This window comes from Brevibacterium sp. SMBL_HHYL_HB1, from assembly GCF_018208375.1.
GTDB lineage: Bacteria > Actinomycetota > Actinomycetes > Actinomycetales > Brevibacteriaceae > Brevibacterium > Brevibacterium intestinavium.
In genome coordinates this window covers 2,036,315-2,048,442 of the sequence record NZ_CP062936.1, presented here as the reverse complement: position 1 = coordinate 2,048,442, position 12,128 = coordinate 2,036,315, and the positions used below count along the sequence as shown (strand labels likewise).

Annotated in this window: 11 protein-coding genes; 4 read left to right on the top strand and 7 right to left on the bottom strand. The window is 66.8% G+C overall.

Annotated elements, in window-relative coordinates:
* Positions 1-60: 60 nt before the first annotated feature.
* A complete protein-coding gene (locus IG171_RS09535) occupies positions 61-1,245 on the bottom strand; it encodes an ABC transporter permease (protein WP_212131405.1) in 1,185 nt (394 codons plus the stop codon).
* A 91-nt stretch (positions 1,246-1,336) separates the two neighbouring features.
* Here IG171_RS09535 and IG171_RS09530 point away from each other — a divergent pair, with 91 nt between their 5' ends.
* Positions 1,337-1,939 (top strand): TetR/AcrR family transcriptional regulator, encoded by a 603-nt coding sequence (locus IG171_RS09530; protein ID WP_212131404.1) that lies wholly within the window; start codon positions 1,337-1,339, stop codon positions 1,937-1,939.
* Positions 1,940-1,993: 54 nt separating this feature from the next.
* Here IG171_RS09530 and IG171_RS09525 read toward each other — a convergent pair whose 3' ends face one another.
* The 4 genes from IG171_RS09525 to IG171_RS09510 form a co-directional block, all read right to left on the bottom strand.
* Positions 1,994-2,743, bottom strand: coding sequence for an MgtC/SapB family protein (locus IG171_RS09525; protein WP_212131403.1), 750 nt, complete (start codon positions 2,741-2,743; stop codon positions 1,994-1,996).
* Between the two features lie 286 nt (positions 2,744-3,029).
* On the bottom strand, positions 3,030-3,752 hold the full coding sequence (locus tag IG171_RS09520) for a DsbA family oxidoreductase (protein ID WP_212131402.1): 723 nt from the start codon (positions 3,750-3,752) through the stop codon (positions 3,030-3,032).
* Positions 3,753-3,854: 102 nt separating this feature from the next.
* Positions 3,855-4,919 carry an Rv2578c family radical SAM protein gene (locus tag IG171_RS09515; RefSeq protein WP_212131401.1) on the bottom strand — a complete coding sequence of 355 codons (1,065 nt, stop codon included), beginning with the start codon at positions 4,917-4,919 and terminating at the stop codon, positions 3,855-3,857.
* Between the two features lie 97 nt (positions 4,920-5,016).
* Positions 5,017-5,520 (bottom strand): flavin reductase family protein, encoded by a 504-nt coding sequence (locus tag IG171_RS09510; protein ID WP_249204325.1) that lies wholly within the window; start codon positions 5,518-5,520, stop codon positions 5,017-5,019.
* A 431-nt stretch (positions 5,521-5,951) separates the two neighbouring features.
* Here IG171_RS09510 and IG171_RS09505 point away from each other — a divergent pair, with 431 nt between their 5' ends.
* Entirely contained in the window at positions 5,952-7,463 is a 1,512-nt protein-coding gene (locus IG171_RS09505) for an MFS transporter (RefSeq protein WP_249204246.1), read from the top strand.
* 3 nt (positions 7,464-7,466) lie between these two features.
* Here IG171_RS09505 and IG171_RS09500 read toward each other — a convergent pair whose 3' ends face one another.
* Positions 7,467-8,147 (bottom strand): GntR family transcriptional regulator, encoded by a 681-nt coding sequence (locus IG171_RS09500; RefSeq protein WP_212131399.1) that lies wholly within the window; start codon positions 8,145-8,147, stop codon positions 7,467-7,469.
* A 15-nt stretch (positions 8,148-8,162) separates the two neighbouring features.
* Positions 8,163-9,839: a DUF885 domain-containing protein gene (locus IG171_RS09495; protein WP_212131398.1), complete on the bottom strand. Its 1,677-nt coding sequence runs from the start codon at positions 9,837-9,839 to the stop codon at positions 8,163-8,165.
* Between the two features lie 118 nt (positions 9,840-9,957).
* Between IG171_RS09495 and IG171_RS09490 the strand changes: the two genes are divergently transcribed.
* Both IG171_RS09490 and IG171_RS09485 read left to right on the top strand, forming a co-directional pair.
* The gene (locus IG171_RS09490) at positions 9,958-11,154 is read left to right on the top strand and encodes an MFS transporter (protein WP_212131397.1); all 1,197 of its coding nucleotides are present in this window, start codon (positions 9,958-9,960) and stop codon (positions 11,152-11,154) included.
* Positions 11,155-11,256: 102 nt separating this feature from the next.
* Entirely contained in the window at positions 11,257-12,054 is a 798-nt protein-coding gene (locus tag IG171_RS09485; protein WP_212131396.1) for a nitrilase-related carbon-nitrogen hydrolase, read from the top strand.
* Positions 12,055-12,128: the final 74 nt, after the last annotated feature.

Sequence of the window (12,128 nt, the reverse complement as noted above, 5' to 3'; positions counted from 1 at the left end):
GGTCGTCTGGGACCGACCGGGGACGTCATCGACGGATGCCGGTCGTCTCTGCGGTCGGTCTCAGTGAGCCGAGGTCGTCGTCCTTCTGTGTGCGATGAGATGGCCGATGAGGATGAGAGCGATGCCGACGACGAACCAGGCGATGAGCACCCACCACTGCAGTCCCACGGCGGCATCGGGGAAGTAGGACACGTCGCGCAGCAGAGTGCCCGCCGCACCGGGGACGAAGAACTGTCCGATATCGCCCCAGGCCCCGACGAGGAACTCCTTGGGCTGGTTGAGCGAGGCGATCGGGTTGCCGATGAACATCGTGAGCACCGCCCCGATGCCGATGCCGGCGGGCCCGATGAGGGAGACGAATCCATTGATGAGCCCGGCTGTGGCCGCGATGGACAATCCGATCGCGAGCGCGTTGAGCCCGAAGTCGCCCTGGAGGATGCCGAACCAGGTCTGCATGATCAGTCCCAGAGCCACACCGCCGACGGCGCCGTAGACGAGCGTGCCGACCGCGCGCATCCGCCGGGAGCGGATGCCCATGCTGGTGAGCACACCACCGACGATTCCGCCGATGGTCAGGGGCAGACCGGCGATCGCCAGACCCGCGCCGGAGGGATCGTCATCCGACAGCGGCACGACCTCGGTGATCTTCACCTGCGGCACCTCCATCGCCGAGGCGTCCGCGCCGGCGTCCTCACCAGCGCCGTCTGCCTGGGACGGGGCCCGGCCGGCCGCGGCGGCGGTGACTGCCTTCTCCATCTGCTTCTGCATCTTCTCGGTGCCCTCCTGCAGACCGGAGATGACCTGATCGTCGATCTTCTGCTGCATCGCCGAGCCGATGGTCGACAGCTGCTGAGCCACGGCGGTCGAGGCCGCCTCGGCCGTGAGGATCTCCGGATCGTCCTTGTCGACGACGAAGGCGCCATAGACCTCACGCTCGCGGATGAGCTGCACCGCCTCCTGCCTCGAATCGACCCGGTGGACATCGAGCATCCCCTCGGGTGCGTGGTCCGTGATCTGGTCGATCTGCTCTTGGTCGCCGACGGCGGCGACCGGCAGGTCCTCGGGGTCGGACGTCACACTCGGCCAGCTGAAGGCCAGGAGGATGAGGCTGACGATTGCGGCAGCGACCACAGCGATCGTGATCGCTCGCCCGAGCTGCGGGGAGGCGGGCTGCTTCGACGCCGAGTCCGGTGCTTCGCGCTGTCGGCGTGCGCTCGCGTCTCGGCTGAGGATCTTCGTGGTCATGTCCGTCCAATCATAGAAAACGAGTACTCGTTCATTATGAAACCATGGACTAGGATTGATCAAGAGCAGTCATTCGTTTTCAGGAGGTCGGGTGCCGAAGGTCACCGAGGAGCACAAGCAGTCGATGCGTCGGCGGATCCAAGACGCCGCGCTGTCGTGCTTTGCGCGCAAGGGCTTCAGCGGGGCCTCGATGGCCGATATCGTCAAAGAGGCGGGACTGTCGGCGGGTGCGGTCTACGTCTACTACGCGTCGAAGTCCGAACTCATGGTCGACGTCGGTCGCCGGGTGATGGAGCCGCGCATCGCCGTGCTCGAGACGGCCAGGGCGGGAAGCGAGGTGACACCTCCGTCGGAGGTGTTCATCGAGCTGCTCGACTCCCTGCTGATCGACAACCCGTTCTCATCGATCCTCGTCCAGGTCTGGGCTGAGGCCTCCTTCGACGAGGAGTTCGCGGGCTTCGCCGCCACGATCTTCGAGTCCCTGGTCGAGGAATTCACCGTCTACCTCGCCAGCTACCTGCATGAGGCCCGCGGCGCGGGGCTCGAATCCGCGCGGGACCGGGCCGAGGAGCTGGTGCCGGCGATCCTCGCAATGATCCAGGGGGCCGTGGTGCAGTCAGCGATCTTCGGCGATCGATCGCGCCAACGCGTCCGCGCCGGCATCGAGGGCCTGCTCTCGCGCATCGACTACTGAGGGCGGGGGCGACTGCAGAGCCTGGCCCGATCCTTGGGAAGCGGTGGTCCGGACTCAGACCGAATCGCCGTCGTCGTCGACCGAATGGACCCGATCCTCGCGCATGCTGACCGTGTCGACTCCGGTCACATCCATGAGCGGGGCGACGAGCAGGTGCAGCGGACGCTTGCCCTCGAACTTCACGTCGATCCTGACCATGCGCACCCCGTCGTCGGCCTCGAACTTCCGTGAATCGACGATCGTGTTGGCGAACCCCATCCGGCTCGCCAGCCCCAGGATGTCGCGCAGAACTCCTTGCCCGTCCCGATAGGTGATGCGCAGAAGTCGGCCGTGGTCGCTGTTGGGCAGTTTGCGGATCAGCGGTGCGATGACGAAGAGCGTGAACAGGTGCAGTCCGGTCAGAGCGGTCGCCAGAGAAAGCATCCCCGCTCCGCAGGCCATGCCGACGGCGGCGGTGACCCAGATCGTTGCCGCCGTGGTCAGCCCCCGGACCATATTGCGGCCCTTGAAGATGACTCCGGCGCCGAGGAAGCCGATGCCGGACACGATCTGGGCGGCGATCCGGGACGGGTCGAGCCGGATGTCGCTGTCGAGCACCCCGGCGAAGCCGTAGGCCGAGACCAGCGTGAACGCGCAGGTGCCGATGCCCACGAGGACGTGCGTGCGGTAGCCGGCGGCCTTCTGCCGGAACTGACGCTCGAAGCCGATGAGCGAGCACAGCGCGAAGCTGGCCAGAAGCAGTTCGACCTCGAGGGCACTGCTGCTGCTGAGGAAGCCGCTGAGCGAGACCGATGAACTGTCCATAGTCACTTCACCTTAGCCGTCAGTGCCGAGGCGTGGAAGAACTGCGGTCGCCGGTGCGTGTCCGCTGTGGCCGCGCGCCGGGCCACCGGGCGGAGGTTCAGACAGTGGCAGGGATCGCCTCGCCTCGTTCGAGGTGGCGATGTCCGAGATCATGCTGAGTGCGCGGTGGCCTGATCGGCGTCGACGGCGCCGTGGGGCATCCGAATGCTGCCCTGATGTGTTCCGCTGCTGACCGAGTGTGCTGATCTGCGGAGGCGACCGCAGGCTTCAGTCGCAGGCGCGGGCTTCAGTCGCAGCCGTCGGGGCCGCAGACCGCGCCTTCGCCGCTTTCCCGGCTGTCATCGCTGCCGCCGCCGGCGAGCACGGTGATCTTCTGATTCTCGCTCCAGGCGGTCTCGAGGGCTTCGGCGAAGACGGCCGTCGGCTGGGCCCCGGAGATCGCGTATCTGCGGTCGATGACGAAGAACGGGACGCCGGTGGCGCCCAGAGCCCTGGCCTCACTGATATCGGCCCTGACCTCGGCTGTGAACTCCTCGGACTCGAGGACCCGGCGGATCTGTGCGGCATCGAGGCCGAGTGAGGTGCCCACTTCGGCGAGGTAGGCGATGTCGCCGATGTCCCGGCCCTTCTCGAAATGCCCCGACAGGAGAGCCTCCTTCGCTTCGGGCATGAGCCCGTGAGCGCGGGCGAAGTGCAGGAACCGGTGGGCGATGAAGCTGTTGGCGACGACTATCGCATCGAAGTCGTAGTCGAGGCCTTCCTCGGCCGCCTGGCGGCTGATCTGGTCGAACATCTGTCGCACCTGATCGGCCGGCATGCCCTTGGTCTGGCTGAGGTACTCGGTCTCGGTCCCGTCGAAGTGATCGGGCAGGCTCGGATCGAGCTGGAAGCTGCGCCAGATCACCTCGACCTCGTCCCGGTGGGCGAAGCCGTCGAGGGCTGTTTCGAAGCGACGTTTGCCGATATAGCACCAGGGACAGGCGATGTCCGACCAGATCTCGATCCTCATGACAGGAGCAACTGCGATCTTGCCGAGGTTATTCCGCCCGCCCGTGTCCGCAGGCAGACCGTGGTGCCTGTTCGCAGGGAATCGAGCCTGGCCGTCCTCGGTTCAGAACAGGACCTGTTGGGCAGGTGGGGACAGTCCCGCGGCAGGGGAGTCAACGGTCGTCGCGGACTCCGGGCGACTGCGTCCTCGTCGGCGGGATTCGGACGGAGGGGCCCCATCACCCGATCCGCGCAGCCCATAGCGGTCGATGAGGGGATCGATGCGCTCGGCGAGCCAACGACGGTACTCCTTCGAGGCATAGGACGAAGTGGCGTACATCCTGCGATAGCGGGGCAGGAGCTCTGGGTGTTCGTGTTCGAGCCAGGTGAAGAACCACTCTCGTGCTCCCGGCCGCAGATGCAGCGGACCGTAGACGACTCGGGCGGCCCCGGCCTCCCTGATCGCACAAAGTGCCGAATCGAGGTGCTCGTGGGAATCGGTGAGCTTCGGCAGGATCGGCATCATGAACACCGTGACGTCGAAGCCGAGTTCGGCGGCGGCGCGCACGGTGGCCAGTCGCGCCTTCGTCGTCGGGGTGCCGGGTTCGAGGCTCTGCTGCAGAGCGTCGTCATGGACGGCGATCGACATACTGATCTCGACCGGAGTGTCCTCGGCGACCCGCGACAGAAGAGGCAGATCGCGACGCAGGAGGGTGCCCTTGGTCAGGATCGACAGCGGCGTCGACCGTTCGGCCAGGGCGGTGATGATCCCGGGCATGAGGCCGTAGCGTCCCTCTGCCCGCTGATAGGGATCGGTGTTCGTGCCCAGTGCGACATGCTCGTGGGCCCATTTCGGCCGCGCCAGCTCCGCGGCGAGCACCTCGGCGATGTTGACCTTGACGACGACCTGGCGATCGAAGTCGGTGCCGGCGTCGAGGTCGAGGTAGCGATGGGTGCTGCGGGCGAAGCAGTAGACGCAGGCGTGTGAGCAGCCGCGGTAGGGATTGATCGTCCAGGTGAAGGGCATCGAGCTCGATCGGGGGACCTTGTTGAGCGCCGATTTCGCAAGCACCTCGTGGAAGGTGACCGCTGAGAACTCCGGTGTTCGGACCGTGCGGATGAGTCCTTTGACCCCGAACAGGTCGGGGGTCGACGGGCCCGATTCGTCGGTCAGTTCGTTCCACCTCATGGCTCAATTCGAACATGTCTTCGAATCCAGGTCAAGGGTGGAGGGCACCCGTCGGCGGTGACGAAGGTGAACGGTCCGAGGTGCGCCTGTGACGAGGTCAGGACACACGCAGACCCTTGAACTGACTGCGATGGAACACGAGGGCTTCGGGCCCTTCCTCGCTGCGGATGCCGAGGATCTCCAGCAGGGCCACGGTGTGATCGCCGGCTGCGAACTCGCTGTAGTGCCGGGTCCACAGCAGGGTCGAACTGCCCGGGATGGTCAGGGCGCCATCGGCGCTGACCTCGGGGTCGACGCCGCTGAACCGTCGGGCGTGGTCCTTCGACGCGAGCTGCCTGGCCAGCGCCTGCTGTTCCGTGCTCAGCAGTGAGATGCCCAGTTCGGTCGCCCGGCGCAGTGCGGGCCAGCTGGTCGAGGAATTCTGGATCGCGACGCTGACCAGCGGAGGGGCGAGGGAGACCCCGGCGGTCAGTGTGGAGGCCACGAGGCCGACCGGGGCTCCGTCGACCTCGGCGGCGATGAGAGCGACTCCCTGGGGAAAGCGGGAGAACGTCTCCCGGAGGGCTTCCGGCGAGGCTGGGTCCACCGCCGCAGGGCACATGTCTGCCACTGTCGTCACTCCTTCACCGCAGATGATGTGTTGAGCGATCCGGATCACAATCCGCCTGTCACGGGGTCGGAGGATCGCTACAGCTGATGTTCGTCGTTGCCGCCGATCTTTGCAAGCCGCAAGCCCGGCCTGGAGTCTCAGGCGTCACAAGGCGGCACTGTGTGACACGAAGTGACCGATGGAGGCGAGTCGTGACGCGGTGCGTCTCCGGGCTCGGCGTCGGCGCACGGATTGTTCAGCGAAACAGGTCACCTCGGCGCGTCCGGATCGCAGGCGCGGTCGTCTGCACGATTCGGTCACAGGTGCCGTGGTGGCCGCCCGGCGACGCCGTTGCCTCGGGCCGGTGACGAGGCCGCCCGCCGGTGACGAACTGTGACGGTCGTGCGAGCCCGCTCCCGGTGCCGAGAGCATACTGGTCGACTGTGACTTCGACAGACGACCGCGCCGATTCGGCGCAGACATCACCCGCCCCCGCGCACGCACCGTCTGGGTCCGCTCCGTCGGGAACGGCCGACCCGCAGTCCCCGCGGGTTGTGCGCACGGCCTCGGACATCCACGCGGTGCTCGCCGAATTCGGCTCCCAGGGAACGAAGACGACGGCTGTGATCATCCTCGCCCTCGGCGGAATCTTCATGGACGCCTATGACTTCTCCTCGTTGGCCTTCGGCATCACGGCCATCCAGGAGCAGTTCGGCCTCAGCGGGTTCATGACCGGACTCGTCAATGCCTCGATCATGGTCGGCGCGGTCATCGGCGCCCTCTTCGGCGGCTACCTCGTCGACCGGTTCGGCCGTTACCGGCTGTTCATGGCCGATATGGTCTTCTTCGTCGTGGCGGCGCTCGGCTGCGCCGTGGCCCCGAACGAATGGGTGCTCATCGTCTTCCGCTTCGTCATGGGCATCGGCGTCGGACTCGATCTCCCGGTGGCCATGGCCTTCCTCGCCGAATTCTCCAAGCTCAAGGGCAGAGGCAACCGCTCGCAGCGTGTCAATGCCTGGTCACCGGCCTGGTACTTCGCCACCGGTGTCGGTTACCTCGTCGTCCTCATCATCTTCGTCACCCTGCCCTATGAGCAGCACGCGATCCTGTGGCGCATCGTCGTCGGATTCGGTGCCGTTCCCGCACTCATCGTGCTCCTCGTGCGCCGTCGCTACCTCGCAGAATCTCCCGAATGGCTGGCCAACCAGGGGGATCTGCGGGCCGCCGTCGATGTCATGCGCTCCCACCACAACCTCGATGTCGAACTGGCACCGGTCGAGGATCGGGACCCGACCGCAGCTTCGGCCGAGCCGGTCAAGGGCGGAAGGTGGAGCGGGTTCGCCGAACTCTTCGCACCGCGTTACCGAGTGCGCACCATCGTGGCCCTCTGCGTGTCCGTGTTCTCGACCTTCGGCTACAACGCCGTCGCCTACGGCACACCGCTGATCATCACCACCCTGTTCCACCAGACACCGCTGATCACGATCGTGTCCTCGCTGATCATCAACCTCGGCTTCGGCACCATCGGAGGCCTGCTCGGGATGAGCATCGTCAACCGCTTCGGCACTCGACGGCTCACCCTGTACGGTTTCGCGATCCAGGCGCTGTCGCTGGGGCTGCTGGCGATCGTCGGCATCCCGAACGGGGCCCTCGTCCTCGTCTCCGTGGCCATGCTCTCGGCCTTCGTCTTCGCCCAGGCCGGCGGTCCGGGTGCGAACCTCATGAACTACGCGACACTGTCCTATCCGACGAGGCTGCGCGGAATCGGCATCGGGTTCAATCAGTCCGTGCTCCGGGCCTTCTCGATCGTCTCGCTCATCATGTTCCCGATCCTCGCGGCCTCCTTGGGCACGGGCGTGTTCTGGATCGTGGCCTGCGCCCCGCTGGCCGGGGCCATCGCAGTGGGCATCGTGAAATGGGATCCGACGGCCCAGGACGTCGAAGCCGAGAGCTGAGGTTCAGTCGCCCTCGCCCTGAGCCTCATCTTCGGCGAGCCGGGCCAGCCGTCTCGAGTGCTTCTCGTGCTGGTCCTGACTCGTCCTCAGATGACTGGCGGCCAGGGCTCCCGCCTGCGCCTGGTCGCGTCGGGCGATCGCCTCGAAGAGCTCAGCGTGCTCGGCGGCGACGACATCGAGATCATCGTGCTGGCTCAGCTGCCAGCGCATCCGCGAGTCGAGCAGCGCTCCGATCTCGGCCAGCAGCTCATTGCCCGAGAGCTCGGTGACGATGGCGTGGAACTCGGCCGCGCACCTGTGAGCGCCGACGACCTCTCCGGCCTCCGCCAGCTGTCGGCCCTTGAGCATCGTGGCCTCGAGGCGGGCCAGCCCCTCACGGGTGTGCCGCTGGGCCGCCAGCTCGAAGGCGAGCACGTCGAAGACCGTGCGCACCTCGTTGAGGTCGGCGATGTCGCTGGGGGAGAACACCCGGACCGTGGACCAGGTGTTCGGGCGGTTCGTCACCAATCCTTCGGAAGCGAGCTTCTTCAGCGCCTCCCGGATGGGCACGCGGGAGACACCGAGCTCGGTCGCGAGATTGCGCTCGACGAGCTTCTCTCCCGGCTGCCGGTGGCCATCGATGATCTCGTTGCGCAGCACCTCGGTGACCCGCACGGTCTCCGAACGCGGAGCCTCATCTGTCATCTCGGGAACCTCGCTTCACTGCGCGCGCCGCATCGCGGCTCCGAGCGTGTCGAGCCCGACCGACCCGAGGTTCAGAGCCCGGGTGTGGAAGGCCTTGAGATCGAAGTCGGCCCCGGCGGAGGCCTTCGCCTCGTCGCGGAACTGCTCCCACAGGCGCTGACCGATCTTGTAGCTCGGAGCCTGACCGGGCCATCCGAGGTAGCGGTCGAGTTCGAAGGCCAGGAAGGACCGATCCATGGCCACGTTGTCGGTGAGGAACTGCCAGGCCTTCTGCCGATCCCAGATCCCGCCGCCGAGGCCGGCCGGGGCCTTCAGCCCGAGGTGGAAGCCGATGTCGAGGACCACGCGGGCCGCTCGCAGGCGCTGCGAATCGAGCATGCCCAGGTAGTCGCCGGGGTCGTCGAGGAACCCGAGATCGGCCATGAGCCTCTCCGCGTACAGCGCCCAGCCCTCACCGTGCCCGGACACCCAGCACATGAGGCGGCGCCAGCGATTGAGGGTGTCGGAGACATAGGTGGCCTGACCGATCTGCAGGTGATGGCCGGGCACTCCCTCGTGGTAGACCGTCGTCTTCTCCTGCCAGGTGGCGAACTCGTTCACGCCCTCCGGCACCGACCACCACATGCGACCCGGGCGGGAGAAGTCATCGGTCGGGCCCGTGTAGTAGATGCCGCCGGTGGCCGAGGGCGCGATCATGCATTCGATCGTCCGCACGGGTTCGGGGATGTCGAAGTGGGACCGGCCGAGCTCGGTGATCGCCTCGTCGGCGGCCTGCTGCATCCACCTCCGCAGGGCCTCGGTGCCGTGCAGGCTGCGCTCGGGATCGTTGTTCAGGGCCTCCATGACCTCGAACAGATCGGCTCCGGGCATGATCCTGGCGGCCACCTCACGCTGTTCGGCATCGATGCGGGCGAGCTCCTCGAGCCCCCATTCGTAGGTCTCGTCGAAGTCCACCTCGGCGCCGAGGAAGTCCCGTGAGTGGAGACCATAGTCCTCCCGGCCGCAGGCCTCGTTCTCACCGGCGGCGGGCAGCAGCTGCGAACCGAGGAAATCGGCCAGGTCCGATGCGGACTCACGCGCGGCCTCGGCACGGGCGCTCAGATCCGAGCGCAGAGGCGCAGGGGCCTCGGTGGCGTCGGCGACGAGCCGGTCGAAGCTGCTGCCGGGTGCCGCCAGTGCGCGAGCCTGTTCGATGACTTTCTCGATCTGGAGCCGGGCGGCGACCCGGCCGTTCTCCCGCGCCAGCGTCAGGGACTCCTGGTAGCCGGCCAGCGAGGTCGGAATCGCGGCCAGGGTGGTCGAGATGGTCTCCCAGTCCGCGACCGTCGAGGTCGGCATCAGGTCGAAGGCGTCGCGGGCCTGCTGCAGCGGGGACTCGATGACATTGAGGCTGGCATGCTTGATCCCGGCGTCGAAGGAGTCCCGGTCGACTCCGAGGCGATCGCGCATCGCATCGACGGTGACGAGATCGACCTCATCGAGCTCGGATCCCGCCGCGGCCTCGTCCAAGCGTGAGAGCGTGTCCACGGTGAGATCGTTGAGTGCTGAGAGACCGGCGGGGGAGAAGTCATCGAAGCCGGTTGCGCCGTCGAGGCCCAGATAGAGGGCGAGAGAGGGGGAGAGGGCGAGCATGTCGTCGACGTAGTCCTCGGCGACGGCGTCGACGGCGGAAGGGATTCTCTTCTGGGTCATGGGACCCACCCTATCGCGATCTGCGTCACGTTCGAGATGGACCGGAGCCCGTCCTCGGCCCGGACCGGTTAGTCTGTCTCTGTTCCCGACACGCAGCAGAAAGTGAGACCGATCTCCAGTGGCAAGAGCGAAGCTGTGGACGAAGGATTTCATCGTCGGAATCGGTCTCAACCTGTCGATGTCGATGGTGTTCTACCTGCTGATGACGTCCATGGCCGGCTATGCCGTGGCCCGGTTCTCCGCCGGCGAGGCGGCCGCCGGATTCGCATCATCGGCGTTCGTCCTCGGCGCCGTGGTCGCCAGGGTGATCACCGGTAAGTACCTCGATTTCATCGGCCGTCGCAGACTGCTCATCATCACGATGGCGGTCTCGGTGCTCGCCTCGTTGGCGTACCTGGTTGCCGACAGCCTCACCGTCCTCATCGGTCTGCGGATCGTCCACGGGATCGCCTTCGGGGCCGGCAACACCGCGATCATGACGGCCATCCAGAGCATCATCCCCGCTCCCAGGCGGGGTGAGGGCACGGGCTATTTCGGAACCGCCACGACACTGTCGACGGCGCTCGGGCCCTATCTGGGGGTGGTCCTTCCCCGCGAGTTCGACTTCGCGATGCTCTTCCTCGCCTCGGCGTTCATGTCCGTCATCGCCCTTCTGGCCTGCATCCTCATCCGACTCCCGGCTCAGGAGCTCAGCGACTATCAGCGGCGGACGAAATGGCATCTCAAGCTCGCCACCCTCGTCGATCGGGACGGATTGCGGATCGGTTCGGTCATGCTGCTGGCCGGCACCGCCTATGCCGCCGCTCTCGTGTTCCTCGCCGGCTATGCCGCCGAGCACGGTGTCGCACCCGCTGCCTCTCTGTTCTTCGTCGCCTTCGCCGTGGCCTCGCTGGTCGCCCGCCTCTTCGTCGGCCGACTGCAGGACACCCTCGGCGACAATGCGGTGATCTTCCCGGTCTTCGCCTGCGATATCGCCGGCAACATCCTGCTGGCGCTGTGGCCGACGATGCCGGGAATCGTCCTCGCCGGAGTGCTCATCGGCCTCGGCTTCGGCTCACTCATGCCGTGTCTGCAGGCCATCACCGTCAAATCGGTGCCGATGAATCGCGTGCCCGTTGCCACCGCGTCCTTCTTCCTCCTCCTCGACGCCGGTTCGGGCGTCGGTCCAGTGATCCTCGGAGCCCTCTATCCGCTGACCGGCGGCAGCGGGATGTTCCTCGTCTGTGCCGGCCTCGTGGTCGCGGCCATCGGCGTCTACATCGGGGTCCACGGACATCGCCGAGGCGGCCGCCCGGGAGAGGAGTTCCTCGCCTGAGACGCCCGGTTCCACCGCCGTCGGGATCGAGATAGCCTGAAGGGGAACCGCATGGTGGGCTCTCGCCCTCCGCCTCAGCGCCCGTTTCTCCGGAGGACCAGAATGAAGTTCGCGCTCGCTCAGATCAACTCGACCACCTCGGTGCCCGAGAACCTCGACAAGGTCCGCACGTTCACCCGTGAGGCCGCCGAGGCGGGGGCCCGGTTCATCGTCTTCCCCGAAGCCACGATGTCGGCCTTCGGCCCGGGCCTGCGTGCCATGGCCGAGGAGCACGCAGATTCCTGGAGGGCCGCTCTCAAGGGGCTGGCCGCCGAAGCCGGCATCACCGTCATCATCGGCGAATTCGGCGCGGCCGCCGATAAGGTCACCAATCTCCTCGCCGTCTACACTCCGGACGGCGACCGCCGCGACTATGCGAAGATCCACCTCTACGACGCCTTCGGATTCAAGGAATCGGACACGGTGGAACCGGGGGAGGAGCCGGTGGTCATCAGCATCGACGGCGAGGACGTGGGTCTGGCCCTGTGCTACGACATCCGCTTTCCCAAGCTCTTCGCCGAACTCAGCCGCCGCGGCGCCCGGCTGGCAGTGGTCGCCGCCGCGTGGGGCGCCGGGCCCGGGAAGGTCGAGCAGTGGGAGATCCTCGCCCGGGCCAGGGCGCTGGATTCGAATATGTTCGTGGCCGCACTCGGCCAGGCCGATCCCGAGGTCTCGGGGGTCGAGGTGCCGGAGAAGGGCCCGACGGGCGTCGGGCACAGCCTCGTGTCCGACCCGTTCGGTCATGTCCTCAGCTCGCTCGACGGGGCCGAGCGCCTCGAGATCGTCGACCTCGAACTGTCCGGTGCGGACAAGGCCGCCGAGGCGGTCCCGGTTCTGGCCAACGCGAAGCTCGGGTACTGAGTCCTGCCGAACCCGGGACTGTGACCAGAACCGGGGCCCTGCAGAAGCGGTCGGGGGCTGCGAACAGGGTGTGA